Source organism: Insolitispirillum peregrinum, assembly GCF_900156605.1.
Taxonomy (GTDB): Bacteria; Pseudomonadota; Alphaproteobacteria; order Rhodospirillales; family Rhodospirillaceae; genus Insolitispirillum; species Insolitispirillum peregrinum.
In genome coordinates this window covers 30,651-50,049 of sequence record NZ_FTOA01000008.1, presented here as the reverse complement: position 1 = coordinate 50,049, position 19,399 = coordinate 30,651, and the positions used below count along the sequence as shown (strand labels likewise).

Here is a 19,399-nt window from a genome sequence, read left to right as displayed (position 1 = left end):
TTGGTTTGAGGGCAGATGTCGGACACGTCTTCTCTGCGCCTATGTGAACATTGGATACGTCGATTATCCCAGCGAGAAAATAAGCATTTGACGTGATGCCACGGGCCAATACCCTCTGATCCCAGCCAGCAGAGTCGCAATAGAATAGACGAATGTCCGCTTCCAAAAGAGACCGATTCTGCGTTTAATAACAGGCCGGTCGCATAGATATCACGGCCGACACCTTACAGACTGCTATGCCGGCCGTGCTGACGACCGTCTGGAAGCTAAACTCCTTTCCATAGGGCCGTTTGCGGTGAAGTTCATTTGGAAGAAGCTACGTCCCGCGACAGCTCCTTCAGGAACCGATCCCCGGTCGCGAGCCGTCGGCCAAGCGTTTGCAGGAAGCCCTCGAACCGCTCTGCCCCTTTCGCCCTCGCCGAGGCCTGCGCGCTGTCGGGCAACGGCGGAGTGATGGTCAGCCAGAAGCGGATGAACAGCGAGAGCGTCTCTCCGACGATGGCGATGTCTTCGTCGACCCCATCGATCTGGCGGCCTATGCGATCCATGCGGCGGGCGAACACGGCCTCCAATCGCTCCGAAGCGTCGGCAGAGAGGAAGGAGGCAACGGCGGCTTCAATGACGGCGGATTTCGAGATGTTGCGTCGAAGCGCCAGCGCCTCGACCTTCTTCAGGAGGTCGGGGTCGAAATAGACATTCATGCGGGTCTTGTTCTGCATGGCGATCCTCACAATTCGAGGCCATCGGCCGGGTCCATCGTCGCCTGCCGGGCATTCGATGTGATCTGCTGGCGAAGACGGCTGGCCCGGGCGGCGTCCACATCGGGATCGTCATCGAGAACATCGAACTCGCTGAGGGGCGATCGTTCAGGCAGCGCGATCTCCTCATGCTCGGGCAATTCCGGCTCACGGCGAATACCGGCATTGGCCGGATCGACGCTCACACCATTCCCGTTGGCGGATGCTTCTCCAGCCGATGCCGCCGGGATCGCCAGCGCCGACCAATCATCCGCGGACAGTGCTGCCGGCGCAGTCGCTGTCGTCGCTTTCGGCGGCGGCAGGATGCGTTCGCGGAACCGGGCATCCCCGTAATAGCGGGCCTTCTTTGCCCGCACGGGCGGCACACCGGCGACCAGCAGCAATTCGTCGGCAGGCGGGAGTTGCATCACTTCGCCGGGCGTGAGCAGCGGTCTGGCCGTCTCCTGCCGCGAGACCATGAGATGGCCGAGCCAGGGTGACAACCGGTGGCCGGCATAGTTGGTGGAATCGCGCATCTCGGTCGCGGTGCCGAGGGCGTCAGACACGCGCTTGGCGGTGCGCTCATCGTTGGTGGCGAAGGCGACACGCACGTGGCAATTGTCGAGCACGCTGTTGTTCGCACCGTAGGCTTTCTCGATCTGGTTGAGGCTCTGCGCGATCAGGAAACTCTTGATGCCGTAACCGGCCATGAAGGCCAAGGCGCTCTCGAAGAAGTCGAGCCGCCCAAGCGCCGGAAACTCGTCCAGCATCAGCAGGAGGCGATGGCAGCTGACCGAGGTCTTCAGGTCTTCGGTCAGACGCCGCCCGACCTGATTGAGCAGCAGGCGGATCAGCGGCTTGGTGCGGTTGATGTCGGAGGGCGGGACGACGAGATAGAGGCTGACCGGCCTCTCCCCCGTTACCAGATCGGCGATGCGCCAGTCGCAGCGCGCCGTCACCTTCGCCACCACGGGATCGCGGTAGAGGCCGAGGAACGACATCGCGGTGGAGAGCACGCCAGACCGCTCGTTGTCGCTCTTGTTCAACAGCTCGCGCGCCGATGACGCAATGACCGGATGGACACCGGCCTCGCCCAGATGCGGCGTGCTCATCATGGCACGCAGCGTCGCCTCGACAGGTCGTTTCGGATCGGACAGGAAATTGGCAACGCCGGCGAGCGTCTTGTCGGCTTCGGCATAGAGAACATGCAGGATCGCGCCGACCAGCAGCGAATGGCTGGTCTTTTCCCAATGATTGCGCTTGTCGAGCGCACCTTCGGGATCGACGAGGATATCGGCGATGTTCTGCACGTCGCGGACTTCCTTGTCGCCGCGCCGCACCTCCAGCAGCGGATTATAGGCCGACGATCCCGGATCGGTCGGATCAAACAGCAGCACGCGGCCGTGCCGTGCGCGGAAACCGGCAGTCAGGCCCCAGTTCTCGCCCTTGATGTCGTGGATGATCGTGCTGCCCGGCCAGGTCAGCAGCGTCGGTACGACGAGGCCAACGCCCTTACCCGATCGCGTCGGGGCGAAGCACAGCACATGCTCCGGGCCGTCATGGCGCAGATAGTCGCCGTCGAGCCGACCGAGCAGCACGCCATCGGGGCCGAGCAATCCGGCAGCGCGGATTTCTTCTGGCTCCGCCCATCGCGCCGATCCGTAGGTCGCGACGTTCTTCGCCTCCCGCGCCCGGATCACCGACAGGGTGATGGCGACGATGATCGAGATGAAGCCGCCCGATACGGCAATGCAGGCGCCCTCAATGAAGATCGGTGGCGCATAGGCATCGTAGCAATACCACCACCAGAAGAAGATCGGCGGATAGTAGATCGGCCAGCCCGCCGCCACGAACCACGGCGCGCCGAGTTGGACCTGGAAGCCGAGACGCCACGCCGTCCACTCCGTCGCACACCAGATCGCGGTGAGCACGATCGTGAGAACGATGGCGACTTGTCCCCACAGGACGCGGCTTCCGGACATCGGCGCTCCAATCGGCAAAAGAGACGGAGCCGATCAGAGAATAGCCGTTCCAGCCGTGAGCAACATAAAATCCGATGTGTCGCACCACCGGATGCCATGGCGAATAAAAAGGACGCTCAGTGCCGCGCTGATCGCGCCTCGGTCGCCGCCTGTTCCAGTATCTTGCGATAGCCGGTCTTCGTCATCCAGCGAGCGCGATTGAGATGGCTTTGCCAGCAGAGGCGCGTGCGTTCCCCTTCAGTCCCGGGATCACGATGCAGCACGATACGAGCCACTTCGGTCCAGTCGGCCCCATCCATCTCGGCATCGAGCAGCCGCAGATACGTGACGAAGTGTCGTTCGTCGTAGACCGTGATCTCTGGCCCACTGGGAGCGAGATCGTCGACATCGGGATCGAGCTCGGGGCGTATCCGCATCGGATGGCCCTCCTTTCGACAGTACAGCGGCCGGCGAGGAATAGTTCAACAGCTCTTCAATTTTGAGACAAACAGCTTGGTGAACCACGGCTCTTTGCGGCAGCGGGCTGAAATGCATCGTTTGGCCGAGCGGATCTATAGCACGTTTCAGCACGAATCGGAATGATCGTTCCTGGAACGATCATTCCGACGCAGGCTCTCATTTCGCCATGGATCTCAAGGAGGTTATGGCGGTCAATCTGCGTCGGCTGCGCCATGACAAGCAAATGACGCAGGAAGAGCTGGCCGACCAGTCTGGCCTGAGCGCGCGCTATATCGGCGCGATCGAGCGCGCCGACGTTTCCGCCAGCGTTACGGTTCTTGGGCAGATTGCGGAGGCGCTTGGAATTGAGCCGGGCGAGCTTCTGAAGGAATTAGCCAGAGTGCGCTGACCTGCTCATCTCGGTGGCAAGATCGAGCAGATGAATGAGAGTCGGACCGCGATTGTGCGGTGACCAAACCGCGCTGAATCTCGCCCGATCCGGCTCATCGGCAATAGGCCGGAACAGGACGCCGGGAAACGGGACGTAAGACGCAGATTCGCTGGTGAGCGTGATCCCGTCACCGGCAGCAACTATGTGCATCAGCGTGTCACGACCGACATCGCACCGACGAATGCGCGGCGTCTTCTCTCGTTCGACGAGCCTGCGAACGATGTGGTCCAGAACTTGGGGACCGGCACCGGCTTGCCGGACCAAGAAGGTTTCAGGGGCAAGGTCACACCACACGAGACGCTCCGCTCTCGCCAACGGATGGTCCTGTGGCAACACGGCCATCAAGGTTTCCGACCATAGCTGCCGTGAATGGCAGTCGGGCACGTCTACGGTCCCAACTACGAAGGCGACGTCGAGCTTGGCCTCGCGGACCTGACGAGTGATTTCGTCAGCGCGACCTTCGAAAAAGGCGAGTTCGATCTTCGGGTGCTCGTCTCGATACCGGCGGCGCAGATCGGCCAGGAAGCCCGAAGCGATCGAGGAGAGAAGGCCTATTGACAGGTGACCAGTCGCGCCGTTCAGGACCGCCCCTGCAGTCTTGATTGCAAGATCGAGATGCCCGATACCCGCCGCTACTTCCGTGATGAAGTTGCGGCCCGCATCTGTCAGGCGAACCCCTCGGTGGCGGCGCTCGAACAGAACGACACCAAGATCCTCCTCCAACGTCTTGATCCTGGTACTTACGCTCGACTGGCTGACGTCAAGCGCATGCGCCGCATGGCGGAAATTCAGATACTCGGCAACAGAAAGCGTCTGAATCAGCGCCACGAGTGGGATGCGGCCTCTCAACAGTGCATTCTGTTGATCGAAGACATCCTGACCACTGTGCGCTCGGCGTCGCATCACACCTCCTATCCCGCTAAATATCTCGTCACGCGACGTCATTAGGATCGAGCTGCACTCAAAAAGTGGTTTGTCTACCAATCCTCAGATAAACGGGACGAGTTGAAAACGTCGTGTTTTAAAGAGGTTACGGGTGAAGACGAAGCAGCTGTCGAAACTCGGTTTTCGCTCTAGGTGCAGGATAGGTGCAGAGAACGCCGGCTAGAATCGGCGGCAAATGTGCGGGTGTGGTGAAACTGGTAGATGGCCGGTTTCATAATCCGGTTCCGAAAGGAGTGTCGGTTCGATTCCGGTCATTCCAGCCATTGCTTGAATTTTCTGCAAATCTCGCCGAACAGCAGGCTCGGCGGCGTGAAACCAGAGGGGGTGCATCCTCGTCGAGCGTATAGCCAGCTACCCGATCAGCCCATGAACTACGGCGGAGCGAGCCGCTGCGGACTCGCCCCGCGAGACCTGCTAGCTCTTCGCCGGCTTCAGCAGGTCGGACAGACCGACGCGGTGAAGCATCTCAGCGCGAAGTCGGTCAAGCACGGCGAACCCCACGTCGGCGCCATCCTGTGTCGGGTCAAAGTGGACCCGGAACGGCCGCTGGCCGAACGCCGTGTCGACCACCTCGACGATCTTGTCAGCGACGGGCTCGGGATCGGCGTCATCCGGGACGATTGCCGCGAAGGCCTTCTGCACCTGGTCTCCAAAGCCGGCATAGGGACCCGCTTCGTACTCGGCCAAGCGCGCCTCGTCTGCGGGACGCCCTGAATGCGCGAAGTGATTGGTGCCGCGCGTGAACGCCCCCGGCACGATGATCGAGGTTTCAATACCCCACCGTGCCAGTTCGCGAGAATACTGTACGGCCAGGGAATCCATCGCCGCCTTGGCCGCGAAATAGGGCGAGAGATAGGGCGGCGTTCCCCCGGCAGAACTCGAACTGGAGATCCAGACCAGAAGGCCCTCGCGGCGCGTCCTCATGTGCGGCAACACCGCGCGATTGACGCGCTGGGTGCCGAGCACGTTGACGTCATACTGCTGGGCGAACTGCTCGGGCGTGAAGGCCTCGGCCGGGCCGAACATCATGTGCCCGGCGTTGTGCACGACAACGTCGATGCGGCCGCTCTCAGCGATGATCTGATCAACGGCGGCATTGACCGATTGCTCGGACTGTACGTCGAGCTCGATCGGCCGGAGGTCACTGCCGGCGATCGCTGCCAGTGCGGCAGCATTCTCGGCGTTGCGGCCAGCGACGTCGCGCATTGAGGCGTAAACGGTGTGGCCGGCCCGGCCGAGCGCTTCGGCGGTCAGCCGGCCGAAGCCGCTGGAGGAGCCGGTAACGAGGATGATCTTCTGAGACATGGGGAAATCCTTTTCGTCGGTCCGCGGCACGGCGGACGCTGTGGGTTGAGAGGGTGATCAGATGATGCCGCCATTGGCGCGGATGACTTGGCCGTTGATCCAGGCGCCGTCCGGCCCAGCAAGGAAGGCGACCGCATTGGCGATGTCCTCGGGCTGACCAAGGCGTTCCAGCGGGGCGAGCTTCATCAGGTTGTCGACGACGCTTTGCGGCTTGCCGTCGAGGAACAGGGCGGTGGCGGTCGGACCGGGGGCGATGGCGTTGACGGTGATGTTGCGTCCGCGCAGCTCCTTCGCCAGCACGTGGGTCATGGCTTCGACGCCAGCCTTGGTCGCGGCATAGACCCCGTAGGTCGGCTGGTAGAGGCCGACGACACTGGACGAGAGGTTGACGATGCGTCCGCCTTCGCGTAGCCGCGTGGCGGCGAGCTTCATCGTGTTGCGCGGACCCTTGAGGTTGATGGCGATCTGGCTGTCGAACAGCGCGTCGTCACCCTCCGCGATGGTTGCCAGTTTCATGATGCCGGCGTTGTTCACCAGCACGTCGACTCCGCCGAAGGCCGCCTCGGCGGCGTCCCACATCCGGGCAACGGCGGCCGGGTCCGCCACGTCCGCCTGGGCCGTCAGGGCACGGCCGCCGGCATCCTCGATGCTCGCCGCCAGCTTCTCGGCCTCGGCGCTATTGCCGGCATAGTTGACAATGACAGTGAAGCCATCCTTCGCGAGGCGTGTGGCGATGGCCGCGCCGATGCCGCGCGAGGCGCCCGTCACGAGGGCAACCTTGGGGTTCGTCTGATCAGGCATTTCGTATCTCCTTCTGTGCCGTGAACGCGATGAGAGGAATATGCGCTCTGGCATGATCGGGATAATCAGGCTAATGTCGTCAGTTCTATTCAGTCAGAACGAACAATGACAAATGATGGATCGACTGGACGCTATGCGCCTCTTCATCCGGGTCGTGGAGCGGCGCAGCTTCACGGAGGCTGCCCACGACCTGCGCATCCCGCGGTCCACGGCCACGACCGTGATCAAGGCGATGGAGGATCGGCTGGGCGTCCGACTTCTCCAGCGAACGACCAGAACGGTGCGGCCGACGCTGGACGGTGAGGCCTGGTATCGCCGTTGCCTGGCGATCCTCGATGACATCGAGGACGCCGAGGGCGCCTTCGCCGGTGCGGAGCCCAAGGGCATGCTTCGGGTCGAGGTACAGGGCACGTTGGCCCGTCATTTCCTGATGCCGGGTTTGCCGGACTTCTTCGCCCGCTTTCCCGGCATCGAACTAACGATGAGCGAGCGCGACCGTTGGGTCGATCTGGTCCAGGAAGGCGTCGACTGCGCTTTGCGCTACGGCTCGCTGCCTGACAGCGATCTGGCCATGCGGCAGCTCGCGCTGCTTGATCGCGTCACCTGCGCCAGCCCTGACTACATCGAGCGCTTCGGGATGCCCAAACGGCCGGAGGATCTTGCCAACCATCGACTTGTCGGCATTCGGCGCCTGAGCACTGGGGCGCTGACGCCGATCGTGTTTCAGACGAAGAATGGCCCCAAAGCCATCGATATGGTTGCGCCCTTTTCAGTGACTGGTCCCGAAAGCTATCTGCTCGGTGTTCAGCTTGGGCTGGGCCTTGCCCAACTTCCCCGTTTTCATGTCGAAGAGGACCTCGCCAGTGGTGCGTTGGTCGAACTATTGAAGGACACGCCACCACTGCCGGAACCGGTCTCGCTGCTTTACCCACGCAGCCGGCAGCTATCCCCGCGTGTCCGTGTCTTCGTCGACTGGGCGGCTCACCAGTTCGCCACCCGGCAGCGGCCCCAATCATAGGAGCCGCTTGAAGGGATGAGCATCCTCGTCAAGCACTGCGGGGAAACGCCATCGGAAGGTCGTGGAGAATGCGAAGACGGGTAATGCGCCAGCCCTCTTCGGTCTTGCGCAGTTCGGGCCGGTAATAGCCGGATTCGATTGGCGTGATCGTCCCTTGCGCACCGAATGCGCCCGCCGGCCAGCCTGAAGATGGCTCCTTCGCGCCCTGCACAGAGAACACGATGAATTGGGCGTCAAGCGTGGCCCGTTCGCCATCGATCTCCACGATGGCGTCGTGGGTCGTGTGATGACTCCAGGCGCGAGGCGCATGAGGCGCCATCATATGGCGGACCGCGTCCGTGATCGCTTCGCGCCCTTCCAGAACCCCGAGCAGCGTTTCGCCGCCGTCCTTGTCATACAGGATCTCGACGCGGCCCTCTTCGGTAAACAGCCCGGCCATCGCCTCGGGATTCCGATGGTCTGCGGCTCGGACATAGCGAGCCATGACTTCGCGCACGGCTAAAGCATCAGACATGGTCTTTCTCCTTAATATGTGATAATAATCGTCACATATATCCTGAAGAACCAATATGCAACTCCTATTGTCTCATATTATCGACATGGTAGACCAATGAACGACGTTCGGTTTCCGACAGCCCTTCAAGCCATGCTAAGCTTGGCCCTGGCCAAGGCGAGCGGGGTGGAGAGATTGAGTTCCGCCAACCTCTCAGCGGGCACGGGTACGCATCCAACCCTTATGCGCCGACTGCTCGGCGACCTGGCGAATGCAGGACTACTAGTCTCGAGCAAGGGACGCGATGGCGGTGTCGCGCTCGCCCGGCCGGAATCTGAAATCACGCTGGCGGATATCCACGCGGCGGTCACCGGCGAAAAGGGGTTGTGGCGGCCGCGCGAGGATATCCCGCATCGCTGCATCGTCAGCAAACACATGACGAACTATTTCGGGAAAGTGGACGCGGAAGCCGCCGCTGCCGCCCACGCCATTCTTGAGCGCCGGACGTTGGCCATGGCGCTTGCCGAAATCCGGGAGATGGAAGCGGCCGGCTAGAGGCTCCGGAGAACCTCGTCGCAGAAATCGATAAACGCGCGAACCTTGGCCGGCGGATGCTGACGGGAGGGATGGTAGGCGTAAAGGGGAAACCGTTCTCCATGCCACTCCGGAAACAGATCAATCAGATCACCGGTAGCCAAGCGCCCACCGACGCCCCAGCCGATCACCTGCGCAATGCCGGTGCCGGCCAGACATTCCTCCAGCATGGACTTGGGGTCCGTGAAGGTCAGCGGGCCGCTCGTCGGCACCTCGATCGTCTCGTCACCGCGGACAAACTCCCAGTCGAAGGGCTTCCCCGACGCCGGATCGAGGAACTGCAGGCAACGATGCCGGATCAGCTCCGACGGATGCGCGGGGGCGCCGTGCCGATCGAGATAGGCGGGCGCCACCACAGTGAGGATCGGGGCCTCGATCAGCTTGCGGGAGACGAGCGTTGCGCCGCGTGGTTGACCGAAGCGAATGGCCAGATCGATGCCGTCGGCGACCAGGTCGCCGATGTGCTCGCGGGTTACGAACTCCACCGTCAGATCGGGGTAGCGCTCGCAGAAAGTCCCGAGCCGCCCGGCGAGCACCAGCGGCAGGAAGAAGGGATCGATATCGACCCGCAGCCGCCCCCGCACAGCCGAGGCCGCGCCCGCTGCCGCCATCGCTGCGTCCTCGATGGCGTCGAGATGAGGCTTGGCCTCCTCGAAGAAGCGCCGGCCCTCGTCGGTCAGCGTGACCGAGCGTGTCGTTCGATCGAGCAGACGAACGCCGAGTCGTGCTTCCAATCGGCTGATCGAGCGGCTGACGCCGGAGTCGGTAATGCCGATCAATTCGGCAGCTTTAACGAAGCTGCCGCCCTCGACCACCGCCGCCAGCACGCTGACACCGGACAAGATTCGCCCATCGAACGCCATGCGGACTGATACTCCAACATATCCATTTCTGACTTTTGATCAGGAATCATCTGACACAATCGCACTTAATTCAAGGGCGGAAGCGCGCGATATCAGTTGCGAGCCCAAGGCTGGAATTAAGAAAGGAATGGATCATGAGTACGCAAGGCAATCTCCGCACCCTTTTCAAGGGCGGTGCAATTATCACGATGGACAGGACCGTCGCCGCGCCGCCGGTTGGAGACGTACTGGTCGAGAACGGACGTATCGCCGGCATCGGCGCGAACCTTCAGGTGGCAGACGCCGAAGTCATCGACGCCCGCGGAGGCATCGTCATGCCCGGCCTCGTCGACGCTCACCACCACATGTGGCTCGGCGTGATGCGCCGCATGATGCCAAACGTCGACGATCTCTTCGCCTATATCGACGTCGTCGCAGAGCAGATGGGATCCCATTATCGCCCGCTCGACATGTATCTCAGCACCAGGCTGACGGCGCTCGCCTGCCTCGATGCCGGCATCACCACGGTGATCGACGCCTGCCATTCGTCGCGCAGCCCGGAGCATACCGATGCGGCGCTCGACGCGCTCGACGACAGCGGCATCCGCGCCCTGCACATGGTCGGCGCCGCGATGGACAAGAAGGCTTCATCCGCGCACATTCCCGGCGATCTCCAGCGCCTCGCCGACAACTGGAACCAGGGCAACGGTCTGGTGCGGGTAGGCCTGTTCGGCCAGCTCAACATCAACTGGTGGCGGGCGGCTCGCGCGCTCGACATGCGCATCCTCACGGAGTTCATCGGCGATCTGGCCAAGCTCGGGCCGGAGTTCGACGAGCCGGGTCTGCTTGGAACCCACAACATCTTCAACCACTGCACGCGCCTGCCGGAAGAAACCTGGAAGCGTCTTGCTGCCGCTGGGGTGAACGTGACCGTCAATCCGCGCTCAGATGCATTGTTCGGCTTCGACGACGAGGGCTTCGCCTGGCAGCAGGCGATCGATCACGGTCTCACGCCCGCGCTCGGCATCGATCTCGACACCGCCTTCGGCAGCGACCTGTTCGGCGAAATGCATGCGCTCTTCGGCCAGCAGCGCTCTGCTATGCGCTATCGCAGGTTCCGCGGCGAGGAGAATGTGCCGGCGCCGATCACAGTCCAGGCCGTGCTCGATGCCGCGACCGTCAACGGCGCCCGCGCTGCCGGCCTTGAGGACCGCATCAGCACGCTGGCGGTCGGCCGCGAAGCGGACGTGATCATGGTCCGAACCGAGGATGTCGCAGTCTTCCCGGTCACCGATCCGGTCGGAACCATCGTCCAGGCAGTGGAGCGCGCGAATGTCGACACAGTCATGGTCGCAGGCGAGATCCGCAAGCGCGGCGGCAAGCTGGTCGGCGTTGATCTGCCGAAGCTACGGGCTGAGGTCACCGGCTCGCTCGACTATCTGCTCGAGGCCAGCGGCTATCAGCCAGAAGGCTCTCGCAAGCGCGCGATGGCAGCTGCCTGAACTGCCATGGGCGCCGCCTCGCGACCGGGGCGACGCCCCCTGATCCCAACTCATCTTATGGAGGCTGTCATGTCAGCACTCGCCGTCAATGGCGCGCGCCGCCCCGATGCCGCGCCGCAATATCTTTCCCGCCCCGCTCCGGGCATCATCGCAGCACTCTTTTGCGGCTATCTCGCCGTCGGCCTGCCGCTCCCGGTCATTCCGCTCTTCGTCCACGGTAAACTCGGCTTCTCGACCTTCGTCGTCGGACTGGTAATCGGGATCCAGTTTCTGGCGACCGTGCTGACACGCGGTTATGCCGGCCGCCTCACCGACCAATATGGGGGCAAGCGCTCGGCGTTGCAGGGCGCGGCGGTTAGCGCGCTTGCAGGCCTGCTCTATCTCGTTGCGGCCATGCCCGGTCTTTCCCCCACGGTCAGCCTGGCGATCATCATCGTGGGCCGGCTCGCGACCGGTCTCGGCGAGAGCCAGTTCGTAACTGGCTGCGTGTCCTGGTCGATCGCCTCGGTCGGACTCGAGAGCGCAGGCATGTCGATGTCCTGGACCGGCATCGCCATGTTCGCCGCCCTCGCCATCGGCGCGCCGGTCGGCATGCTGCTCTACCAGAGCTACGGCCTGGAGGCCGCGATGATCGCCTGCGTCGTCGCGCCGCTTCTGGCCGCCGCCATCGCGCTTCGCGAGACCTCCTACGCCACGCCTGCCGGTCCCCGACTGCCCTTTTACAAGGTCATCGGTCAGATCTGGCGTGAGGGAATCGGCCTGATGCTGCAGGGCGTCGGCCTCTCCGGCCTTACGGCCTTCGCCTCGCTCTATTTCGCGGCGCGTCATTGGGGCAATGCCGGGCTGGTCATGACCGCGTTTGGCGTGGGCTTCATCTTCGTGCGGGTCGTCCTCGGGACGCTTCCCGATCGGGTGAGCGGCTATCGTGTCGCGCTTTGGTCTCTGGTGATCGAAGCCATCGGCCAGACGATGATCTGGCTCGCTCCGAATGATGTCGTGGCGCTTGCCGGTGCCCTGGTGACGGGGCTTGGCTGCGCGCTCATTTTCCCGGCCCTCGGTGTTGAAGCCCTGAAGCGCGTGCTCCCTGCCAATCGCGGCAGCGCCATGGGCGCCTTCGTCGCCTTCCTCGACATCGCCTACGGCATCTCAGGGCCGGTTGCAGGCGTGATTGCGGGACAGTTTGGCTACGCCGCGGTCTACCTCTTCGGCGCGGGCTGCGCATTGGCGGGGGCGGCGCTCGTCGTCACCGCCCGCGGCCCGCAATCCTGAAACACTCTTTAGAAAAGGAGAAATTCATGTCACGCATTTTCATTTCCGGCTCTTCGACGGGCCTCGGACTGATGGCAGCAGAGTTGCTCGTCAGCCAGGGCCACCAGGTCGTCCTGCATGCTCGCAACAGCGATCGGGCGAAGGATGCCCGCAAGGCCCTGCCGGCGGCTGAGGCGATTGTCGCTGGCGACGTCGCGACCATTGTTGGCGCCAAGGAGGTGGCCGCGCAGGTCAACAAGCTCGGCACATTCGATGCCGTGATCCACAACGCCGCCGTGGGCTACCGCGAGGCGCACCGCCTCACCGCCGATGGCCTGCCTCATGTCTTCGCGATCAACACGCTGTCGGCCTACATCCTGACCGCCCTGATCGAGCGCCCGAAGCGGCTCGTCTATCTGTCGTCGGGGATGCACCACCATGCCGACGCCAACCTTGACGACATCCTGTGGAAGAAGCGGCGCTGGAACGGCTCGGAAGCCTATGCCGAGAGCAAGCTGCACGATGCCATGCTGGCCTTCGCGGTCGCGCGGCGTTGGCCGAGTGTTCTCTCCAATTCTCTAGAACCCGGCTGGGTACCGACCAAGATGGGCGGCCCTGGCGCGCCAGATGACATGGACCAGGCCCACCTGACGCAGGCCTGGCTCGCTGCCGGTGATGCCCCCAAGGCCGATGTGACGGGCCAGTATTTCTACCACAAGAAGCGCAGGGAACCGAACCCGCAAGCGTATGATCCAAAGTTACAGGATCGCTTGATCGAGATCTGCGCCGGGATTTCCGGCGTTGCCCTGCCTGAAGCATAAAGGAGCAGACACATGACACGAACCTGGCTTGTTACCGGCGCATCGCGCGGCTTCGGCAGGGCTTTGTGCGAAGCTGTTCTGACGTCGGGCGACAATGTTGTTGCTACGGCGCGCAATCCCGACCAACTCGCTGACCTTGCGCACGGTCACGGTTCACGGGTGCGAACCGCAGCGCTCGACGTCACCGATGCGGTCGCGGCCGAGGCGGCGGTGCAGCTTGCCGTCTCGGCGTTCGGACAACTCGACGTGCTAGTCAATAATGCCGGCTACGGCGACATCGGCTCGGTCGAGGATACGTCGCTCGACAGCTTTCGGCGTCAAATCGAGGCGAACCTGTTCGGAACCATCATCGTGACTAAGGCTGCCATTCCGCTTATGCGCGAACAGCGTAGTGGACATATCGTCCAGTTCTCATCGGTCGGCGGAAGGATCGGTGCGCCGGGGCGGGCCGCCTATTCCGCCGCCAAGTGGGGCATCGAGGGGTTCTCCGAGGCACTAGCGCGGGAAATGGCCCTGATCGGCGTGCGCGTTACCATTGTGGAGCCCGGCGGGTTCAGGACCGATTTCGCCGGATCGTCCACGACCCTCAATCCGGGCAGGGTCGAATATGATGCCGTCGTCGGCGCCACGGCGAGAATGCAGCAGGCCTACAACGGCAAACAGCCAGGAGATCCGCGCAAGGGCGCGCTGGCGATCTTGCAAGTGGTCGCGTCAGACGACCCGCCGCTTCATCTCGCTCTCGGAAAGGATGCCGTCGCAGTGATCGGACAGGCCGAGCAAGCCCGGCTAGCCGAGTTGGACAGATGGAAGGATCTGAGCACATCGACCGACTTCACCTGACGTCGGTGCCTGCAAATGCGTCAGGCCACCGTGGCACTTGCGGCGGCCTGATGCGCCGCCTTCCATGCTTTCACATAGTCGATGAAGGCTCTGAACGCCGCCGAGGGATGGCGTTGGCGCGGATAGTAGAGCGCCTCGCCCTCGAACGGTGGCGTCCAGTCGGCGAGTACCTGGACAAGTCGCCCATCGGCAAGAAACGGCTCGGCTTCGCGGCGTTCGACATAGGCGAGACCGAGACCGGATACGGCTGCCTTGGCGGCGAGGTCCGTGGTCCCGAGGATAAGTCGGCCGGCGACATCGACTTCCGGCACGCGGCTGTCTTTGCCGAATTCCCAGGCCATGATAGTGCCGCTCGGCAGCCGGGCGCGGATGCATTCATGGGCGAGGAGATCGCCGGGGGTCTCGGGGACGCCCCGTGCGTCGAGATAAGCCGGTGCGCCCACGACGACCAAAGCCTCCTCGATTCCGAGCGGCAGGGCGATCATATCCTGCGGCGCGATTGTCCCCAGGCGCAGGCCGGCGTCGAAGCCTTCGGCGATGATGTCGACCAGCCGGCCCTCGGTGACGAGATCGATGCGGATATCCGGATAGTCCGCCATGAAGCCGGCAATGATCGGCAGCAGCCGGTCGGCACCCCAGGTCGAAGCGTTGAGGCGAACGAGCCCTGCCGGTCGATCCCGTAGCTCATGCACGCCCTCGATCGCTTCTGTGATCTCGGCCAGTGCCGGGCGCACCCGCGCGAGGAACGCCTCACCGGCCTCGGTCAGCGAAACGCTGCGGGTGCTGCGCGCAAGCAGGCGAATGCCAAGCCGCTTTTCCAGATTGGCGATCAGGTGGCTGACCGACGACGGCGACATATTCAATTCCCTCGCCGCGGCGCGGAAGCTGCGGTGGGCGGCGACAGTACTGACGACGGTCAGGGCACGGAGCCCCAAATCCTCCATTGTCCAGATTCCTTCACTACGGTGTCCAAGATTGGGCGGATTATCTGAATTATCATTCCCACATATATGTAGCTCACGTCAACAAAGGAGCTACCCATGTCCCAGACTGTTCTGATCACCGGCACATCGTCCGGCTTTGGCAAAGCCGCCGGCCGCCGCTTTGCCAGCGAGGGCTGGAATGTCATCGCCACCATGCGCAATCCCGAGGCCGGTCAGGCGTTGGCCGGGCTCGAAAACGTTCTGGTGACGCGCCTCGACGTCGAGGATCGCGCCAGCATCGACAGCGCGATCACGGCCGGCATCGCCCGCTTTGGCAGGATCGATGTCGTCCTGAACAATGCCGGCTACGGCCTGTTCGGCATCTTCGAGGGCGTATCGCGCGAAGCGGTCCAGCAGCAGTTCGACGTCAATGTCTTCGGCGCGATGGACGTGGTGCGGGCGGTCCTGCCGCACCTGCGCGCCAACCGCGCCGGCACGATCATCAATGTCAGTTCGGGTGCCGGCGCGATCGGCTTCCCGATGGCCTCTGTCTACAGCGCCTCGAAGTTCGCTCTCGAGGGCTGGTCGGAGGCGCTTTCCTATGAACTGGGGTCGCTCGGGATCAAGGTGAAGATCATCGAGCCGGGCGGCGCGCCGCAAACCAACTTCATGGCACGCATGGGCGGTGAGACCGCGACGGTCGAGCCTATCAGCGACTATGTGCCATTCCTTGACCAGATCGGTCAGGTTTATGGCGGCATGGCTGAAGCAGCCGACGCCGACGCGGTCGAGAAGGTGATCGCGGCAATCCATGAGGCCGCGACCGACGGCACGGACCGGCTGCGCTACGCGCCGACCAACGACATCGCTCCGCTGCTAACGGCCCGGCGCGGTTCTTCCGAGGACGAATACCGCGCACTGACGCGCGGCATGTTCGTCGCCAGCCAAGCCTGAGGAGAGATCATCATGACGCAACGCGCATGGTTCATTACCGGTGTCAGCAGCGGCCTCGGCCGGCTGATGACCGAGCAGTTGCTCGCTCGCGGCGAGCGCGTCGCCGGCACGCTCCGCATGCCCGGAGCGCTGGATGATCTCAAGGCCACCCATGGCGACCGGCTGTGGCTAGCCCAACTCGACGTGACCGACACGCTGGCAGTCCGCTCCACCGTGAATCGCGCTTTCGCCGATCTCGGCCGGATCGACGTCATAGTCAACAATGCCGGCTATGGCGTGCTCGGTGCGGCGGAGGAAGTGACTGATGCACAGATAGATCATCAGATCGCCACCAATCTGGTCGGGTCGATCCAGGTGGCGCGCGCCGCCATCCCGCATCTGCGCGCGCAGGGCGGCGGCCGGATCATCCAGATATCGACGATGGGCGGACAGGCAACCTTCCCTGGTGGCAGCCTCTACCATATGTCGAAATGGGGCATCGAAGGCTTCATGGATGCAATCCGTCATGAACTGGCGCCCTTCGGCATCGCTGTCACCATTGTCGAGCCCGGCAGCACAGGCACGGGGTTTGGCAAGGCGCTGGTGATTGCCGACCCGCTCGAGGCCTATGCCGAGACGCCGGTCGAGCAGATTCGATCGTTCTTCGGCAGCGGCAACTACAAGTCGCCGGGCGACGCTCAAAAGGTCGCCGCGGCGATCGTCGCCACTGCGGACCAGCCATCCCCGCCTCTGCGCCTGGCGCTCGGCAGCGACGCTTATGGCGCCATGCACCGTGCGCTCAGCGAAAGGCTTGCGGAATTGGAGGGGCAGAAGGACACCGCGGCTTCGACTGACGCGCAGTAGAGCACGGTCGCTCTCCCTCAAGCCCCGACTTCATTTCTCTTCCAGGCGGTCGACCTGTTTTCCGATACGTCGGCCGCCTCCATGTCAATGCGAGACAAGACAAGGGATCTGGTTGCCATTGATATGTGCCCCAGAGTCTCCCTCGACGCTGGCACCAACCGGGAGGGCGGCAAGGCGATGATCATGCAGATACTCGGCGGCATACCGATCGGCCGACCAACACGCCCCGAGGAGGTCGCCGAACTGGTCGGCTTCCTGTGCTCGCCGCGCGCCGGTGCGATAACCGGCACGGACTACGTGATCGACAGCGGTACAGTGCCGGTCGCCTGAGCCACAGCTACCTTGGCCCTGGGATCGGACTTGTATGCCGCCGGATGCGATCAGTAGCCCAGCGGCAGATCTTAAGTTGGAATAGCCTCGGACCGTACCGCCGTCGCAAGATCATAGCCCCAATCCTCTTTGTCGCCCCAGGTGCCACGACACCGCCCCGCCGAGGATGATGCCCGATACCTCGCGACCAAGCTGGCGGTCGATGACCGTCCGCCATGGGACGAGCGTGAACTCATGGCTTTTCTCGACGATGGCGAACTTACCGCTGGATAGCTGCGTGGTCCCGGTGAGGGTGCCGGTGACGGTTTCACCGTCGGCAGCGGCACGGAACGGCAGCGATTTCTTGGCCGCCAGCTCCTCGCCCGCGCGGGCGACTTCGCGCTCCTGAAGCGTGGCGATCAAGTTGCGCCGATAGGCGACCCTACCGTCCGGCTGACGAGCGGCATCGCCATGCTCGATATGATGGTTGCGCCGGCGATCCATCGCCTCGCGCACCTGTTCGCCGAACCCTGACGCTGACAGATCCGACTCGCCCGCGCCCGTTAGCCGCCGGTCGAGCCAGGTCGCACCGTCCGATCCGATCTGGCGCTCGAGGTCGAAAGTCGAGAGGATGCGGATATTGGCGCTGCCGTTCCGCTCCGCATCATGCGCAACGGCGCGCGCCTCGAAATCTGCCGGGATGCGCCATTGATCGGCGTCGATGCGCTCCGCGATCCCGGCCCGCCGCAACGCTTCCAGGCGACGGACATGGGCATCGACGAAGCCCTCATAGTCCCCACCCGGCACACGACCGTCGAACCGAGCCTGCTCCAGATGACGGCTCGGCCGATAAATGCCATCTTCGGCCATGCCGGCAATGGCACGATCCGATGGGCGGCCGGTGCTCTCCGCCGGCCCGATCTCTATGATGCTGCCTATGCGGGCGTCCTCGACGCGCTCCGGATCGATGCCGTCGACCACCAGCGTCAGGGTCTCACCCAGTTCGTCGGAGAGATGCTTGTCGATGACGCGGCCGACGATCGGCGCCGCGGGGGCGCCGTCGTGAATCTCAAAACTCATCGGGTCGCGCTCGGCACCCTCGGCCCGGAGCGCCTTCTGCATGGTGCGGATGATGTCGCCGCGTTCACCCATCTCGCGCAGGGCCGGCTCCAGCCGCTCGCTCAACTCCCAGACGCCAGACGCATGTTCGGTGGCGAGGCCCATGTCGCCGAGCTTGCCGAGACGGCGCAGGCGCACGGTTCGGTCGGATTGACTACGCGCATCGTCCGGCTCACGGCGCAGGTCGAGCAAGCGGTTCTCTGCCTCGGCGATCATCGCCTGGTCGATGCGGGTAAGCCGGTCCTGATCGATCTCAGCCATGAGCTTGCGGCGCTGCTCGATCTCGGTGACGGGGCCGAGTTCCAGCGTCGCCAGTTCGCTCGCCCGCTCGCGGATGCCATTGGCGAGATAGTCGCCATTGATGACGAGATCCTCGCCGAGCGCATCGCGGCCGTTGATGATGACGTGGACATGGGGATGGCCGGTGTTGTGGTGATTGACCGCCACCCAATCGAGCTTGGTCCCAAGGTCGGCTTCGAGCCTTCCCATCAGCTCGCGGGTATAGCCGTTCAGGTCGGCGAGATCGGCCGCGTCTTCCGGCGAGACGATGAAGCGGAATTGGTGGCGATCGTCTTTGCCACGATCGAGGAAAGCGTCGCCATCAGCGCGATCCTCCGTCGCGGAATAGAGCCGACCGCGCTCACCATCGCGCGATGTGCCGTCGCGCTGGATATAGCGCAGATGCGCGGCGGCCTTTCCGCTCTTGCCCGCGCCCCGGACAGAACGGGATTTGACGATGACGCGGCGGCTGCCGGGCTGGCGATGGCTCCAACCGTTCGACAGGTTGCGGGCGCACACGAAGGCCGCGCCGCGACCGCGCTGCACGCCCCGGCCGGAGGCGACGAAGCTCTTTCCCTTGGTGGCGCGACCGGAACCACCGCTCTTCGCCGATCGGCTCCGGCCAGAGGCTGCCTGTTGCTGGCGCGAGACCTTCCGCACCTTGCTGAGGAAGCTCTTGGCCTGTCCGGCTTTCCCGCCATTGGATCGGACGCGGCCGGGCTTTGGCCGAAAATGATCGTCGTCTTCCCTCATGGCAGCCGATCCACCCGAAACCGTCGATTTCGGCCAAGGGTGCCGCGAGTAATGCCTGAAATGCGGGCTTTTCCACGCCTCGCGGCACTATGACGGCCCGACGACGGTGCCGCCCCAAACAGTGTGCAGACAAGGGCTTGCCCCCCGGATCGGACCCATGGGGTGCCGTCCGCTTTAATCTTGCCCTCCGCCCTTTGCCCCC

The 19,399-nt window shown here is 63.6% G+C and carries 20 protein-coding genes and 1 pseudogene; 10 read left to right on the top strand and 11 right to left on the bottom strand.

Annotation, left to right across the window (positions count from 1 at the left end):
- Positions 1–302: 302 nt before the first annotated feature.
- The 3 genes from BW995_RS17870 to BW995_RS17860 form a co-directional block, all read right to left on the bottom strand.
- Positions 303–719 carry a ribbon-helix-helix domain-containing protein gene (locus BW995_RS17870; RefSeq protein WP_076401789.1) on the bottom strand — a complete coding sequence of 139 codons (417 nt, stop codon included), beginning with the start codon at positions 717–719 and terminating at the stop codon, positions 303–305.
- 8 nt (positions 720–727) lie between these two features.
- Positions 728–2,719 carry a conjugal transfer protein TraG gene (locus tag BW995_RS17865; protein ID WP_076401788.1) on the bottom strand — a complete coding sequence of 664 codons (1,992 nt, stop codon included), beginning with the start codon at positions 2,717–2,719 and terminating at the stop codon, positions 728–730.
- Between the two features lie 116 nt (positions 2,720–2,835).
- On the bottom strand, positions 2,836–3,135 hold the full coding sequence (locus tag BW995_RS17860) for a DNA -binding domain-containing protein (protein WP_076401787.1): 300 nt from the start codon (positions 3,133–3,135) through the stop codon (positions 2,836–2,838).
- 209 nt (positions 3,136–3,344) lie between these two features.
- Here BW995_RS17860 and BW995_RS17855 point away from each other — a divergent pair, with 209 nt between their 5' ends.
- Complete coding sequence (locus BW995_RS17855) at positions 3,345–3,566, top strand: helix-turn-helix domain-containing protein (protein ID WP_076401786.1); 222 nt, start codon at positions 3,345–3,347, stop codon at positions 3,564–3,566.
- Here BW995_RS17855 and BW995_RS17850 read toward each other — a convergent pair.
- From BW995_RS17850 to BW995_RS17840, 3 genes are all read right to left on the bottom strand, one after another.
- Complete coding sequence (locus BW995_RS17850) at positions 3,549–4,511, bottom strand: LysR family transcriptional regulator (RefSeq protein WP_084194961.1); 963 nt, start codon at positions 4,509–4,511, stop codon at positions 3,549–3,551. The two genes, BW995_RS17855 and BW995_RS17850, sit on opposite strands and share 18 nt — an antisense overlap.
- 456 nt (positions 4,512–4,967) lie before the next feature.
- Positions 4,968–5,858: an SDR family oxidoreductase gene (locus tag BW995_RS17845; protein WP_076401785.1), complete on the bottom strand. Its 891-nt coding sequence runs from the start codon at positions 5,856–5,858 to the stop codon at positions 4,968–4,970.
- 57 nt (positions 5,859–5,915) lie between these two features.
- Positions 5,916–6,659, bottom strand: coding sequence for an SDR family oxidoreductase (locus tag BW995_RS17840; protein ID WP_076401784.1), 744 nt, complete (start codon positions 6,657–6,659; stop codon positions 5,916–5,918).
- Positions 6,660–6,771: 112 nt separating this feature from the next.
- On the opposite strand from BW995_RS17840, the gene BW995_RS17835 reads away from it, so the two are divergent.
- A complete protein-coding gene (locus BW995_RS17835) occupies positions 6,772–7,677 on the top strand; it encodes a LysR family transcriptional regulator (RefSeq protein ID WP_322099132.1) in 906 nt (301 codons plus the stop codon).
- Positions 7,678–7,705: 28 nt separating this feature from the next.
- Here the strand turns inward: BW995_RS17835 and BW995_RS17830 are convergent, their stop codons facing one another.
- Complete coding sequence (locus BW995_RS17830) at positions 7,706–8,191, bottom strand: nuclear transport factor 2 family protein (protein ID WP_076401783.1); 486 nt, start codon at positions 8,189–8,191, stop codon at positions 7,706–7,708.
- Positions 8,192–8,287: 96 nt separating this feature from the next.
- Between BW995_RS17830 and BW995_RS17825 the strand changes: the two genes are divergently transcribed.
- Positions 8,288–8,725 carry an RrF2 family transcriptional regulator gene (locus tag BW995_RS17825; protein ID WP_076401782.1) on the top strand — a complete coding sequence of 146 codons (438 nt, stop codon included), beginning with the start codon at positions 8,288–8,290 and terminating at the stop codon, positions 8,723–8,725.
- Here BW995_RS17825 and BW995_RS17820 read toward each other — a convergent pair.
- Entirely contained in the window at positions 8,722–9,627 is a 906-nt protein-coding gene (locus BW995_RS17820) for a LysR family transcriptional regulator (RefSeq protein WP_076401781.1), read from the bottom strand. The two genes, BW995_RS17825 and BW995_RS17820, sit on opposite strands and share 4 nt — an antisense overlap.
- 134 nt (positions 9,628–9,761) lie before the next feature.
- On the opposite strand from BW995_RS17820, the gene BW995_RS17815 reads away from it, so the two are divergent.
- The 4 genes from BW995_RS17815 to BW995_RS17800 all read left to right on the top strand — a co-directional run bounded on the left by BW995_RS17815 (position 9,762) and on the right by BW995_RS17800 (position 14,017).
- A complete protein-coding gene (locus BW995_RS17815; RefSeq protein ID WP_076401780.1) occupies positions 9,762–11,108 on the top strand; it encodes an amidohydrolase family protein in 1,347 nt (448 codons plus the stop codon).
- A 69-nt stretch (positions 11,109–11,177) separates the two neighbouring features.
- Complete coding sequence (locus BW995_RS17810) at positions 11,178–12,377, top strand: arabinose transporter (RefSeq protein WP_084194960.1); 1,200 nt, start codon at positions 11,178–11,180, stop codon at positions 12,375–12,377.
- Positions 12,378–12,403: 26 nt separating this feature from the next.
- A complete protein-coding gene (locus BW995_RS17805) occupies positions 12,404–13,177 on the top strand; it encodes an SDR family NAD(P)-dependent oxidoreductase (protein WP_076401779.1) in 774 nt (257 codons plus the stop codon).
- 12 nt (positions 13,178–13,189) lie between these two features.
- Positions 13,190–14,017, top strand: a complete 828-nt coding sequence (locus tag BW995_RS17800; RefSeq protein ID WP_076401778.1) for an oxidoreductase — start codon at positions 13,190–13,192, stop codon at positions 14,015–14,017.
- A 20-nt stretch (positions 14,018–14,037) separates the two neighbouring features.
- Here BW995_RS17800 and BW995_RS17795 read toward each other — a convergent pair whose 3' ends face one another.
- A complete protein-coding gene (locus BW995_RS17795; RefSeq protein WP_076401777.1) occupies positions 14,038–14,961 on the bottom strand; it encodes a LysR family transcriptional regulator in 924 nt (307 codons plus the stop codon).
- A 96-nt stretch (positions 14,962–15,057) separates the two neighbouring features.
- Between BW995_RS17795 and BW995_RS17790 the strand changes: the two genes are divergently transcribed.
- The 3 genes from BW995_RS17790 (at position 15,058) to BW995_RS21160 (ending at position 17,067) form a co-directional block, all read left to right on the top strand.
- Positions 15,058–15,894: an SDR family oxidoreductase gene (locus tag BW995_RS17790; RefSeq protein WP_076401776.1), complete on the top strand. Its 837-nt coding sequence runs from the start codon at positions 15,058–15,060 to the stop codon at positions 15,892–15,894.
- 12 nt (positions 15,895–15,906) lie between these two features.
- Positions 15,907–16,737 carry an SDR family oxidoreductase gene (locus BW995_RS17785; protein WP_076401775.1) on the top strand — a complete coding sequence of 277 codons (831 nt, stop codon included), beginning with the start codon at positions 15,907–15,909 and terminating at the stop codon, positions 16,735–16,737.
- An 81-nt stretch (positions 16,738–16,818) separates the two neighbouring features.
- Positions 16,819–17,067, top strand: a complete 249-nt coding sequence (locus tag BW995_RS21160; protein WP_084194959.1) for an SDR family oxidoreductase — start codon at positions 16,819–16,821, stop codon at positions 17,065–17,067.
- A gap of 111 nt (positions 17,068–17,178) precedes the next feature.
- On the opposite strand, the gene BW995_RS21390 is transcribed toward BW995_RS21160, so the two are convergent.
- Positions 17,179–18,381, bottom strand: a complete 1,203-nt coding sequence (locus tag BW995_RS21390) for a DUF3363 domain-containing protein (RefSeq protein ID WP_407656333.1) — start codon at positions 18,379–18,381, stop codon at positions 17,179–17,181.
- A 180-nt stretch (positions 18,382–18,561) separates the two neighbouring features.
- Positions 18,562–19,197 (bottom strand): annotated as a pseudogene (locus tag BW995_RS21385) (relaxase/mobilization nuclease RlxS); the annotation flags it as partial.
- Positions 19,198–19,399: the final 202 nt, after the last annotated feature.

Bases quoted from the DNA above. Each gene is read 5' to 3' on its own strand.
- BW995_RS17870 (WP_076401789.1), bottom strand. From the start codon at position 719: ATGCAGAACAAGACCCGCATGAATGTCTATTTCGACCCCGACCTCCTG.
- BW995_RS17865 (WP_076401788.1), bottom strand. From the start codon at position 2,719: ATGTCCGGAAGCCGCGTCCTGTGGGGACAAGTCGCCATCGTTCTCACG.
- BW995_RS17860 (WP_076401787.1), bottom strand. From the start codon at position 3,135: ATGCGGATACGCCCCGAGCTCGATCCCGATGTCGACGATCTCGCTCCC.
- BW995_RS17855 (WP_076401786.1), top strand. From the start codon at position 3,345: ATGGATCTCAAGGAGGTTATGGCGGTCAATCTGCGTCGGCTGCGCCAT.
- BW995_RS17850 (WP_084194961.1), bottom strand. From the start codon at position 4,511: ATGCGACGCCGAGCGCACAGTGGTCAGGATGTCTTCGATCAACAGAAT.
- BW995_RS17845 (WP_076401785.1), bottom strand. From the start codon at position 5,858: ATGTCTCAGAAGATCATCCTCGTTACCGGCTCCTCCAGCGGCTTCGGC.
- BW995_RS17840 (WP_076401784.1), bottom strand. From the start codon at position 6,659: ATGCCTGATCAGACGAACCCCAAGGTTGCCCTCGTGACGGGCGCCTCG.
- BW995_RS17835 (WP_322099132.1), top strand. From the start codon at position 6,772: ATGATGGATCGACTGGACGCTATGCGCCTCTTCATCCGGGTCGTGGAG.
- BW995_RS17830 (WP_076401783.1), bottom strand. From the start codon at position 8,191: ATGTCTGATGCTTTAGCCGTGCGCGAAGTCATGGCTCGCTATGTCCGA.
- BW995_RS17825 (WP_076401782.1), top strand. From the start codon at position 8,288: ATGAACGACGTTCGGTTTCCGACAGCCCTTCAAGCCATGCTAAGCTTG.
- BW995_RS17820 (WP_076401781.1), bottom strand. From the start codon at position 9,627: ATGGCGTTCGATGGGCGAATCTTGTCCGGTGTCAGCGTGCTGGCGGCG.
- BW995_RS17815 (WP_076401780.1), top strand. From the start codon at position 9,762: ATGAGTACGCAAGGCAATCTCCGCACCCTTTTCAAGGGCGGTGCAATT.
- BW995_RS17810 (WP_084194960.1), top strand. From the start codon at position 11,178: ATGTCAGCACTCGCCGTCAATGGCGCGCGCCGCCCCGATGCCGCGCCG.
- BW995_RS17805 (WP_076401779.1), top strand. From the start codon at position 12,404: ATGTCACGCATTTTCATTTCCGGCTCTTCGACGGGCCTCGGACTGATG.
- BW995_RS17800 (WP_076401778.1), top strand. From the start codon at position 13,190: ATGACACGAACCTGGCTTGTTACCGGCGCATCGCGCGGCTTCGGCAGG.
- BW995_RS17795 (WP_076401777.1), bottom strand. From the start codon at position 14,961: ATGGAGGATTTGGGGCTCCGTGCCCTGACCGTCGTCAGTACTGTCGCC.
- BW995_RS17790 (WP_076401776.1), top strand. From the start codon at position 15,058: ATGTCCCAGACTGTTCTGATCACCGGCACATCGTCCGGCTTTGGCAAA.
- BW995_RS17785 (WP_076401775.1), top strand. From the start codon at position 15,907: ATGACGCAACGCGCATGGTTCATTACCGGTGTCAGCAGCGGCCTCGGC.
- BW995_RS21160 (WP_084194959.1), top strand. From the start codon at position 16,819: ATGTCAATGCGAGACAAGACAAGGGATCTGGTTGCCATTGATATGTGC.
- BW995_RS21390 (WP_407656333.1), bottom strand. From the start codon at position 18,381: ATGATCGCCGAGGCAGAGAACCGCTTGCTCGACCTGCGCCGTGAGCCG.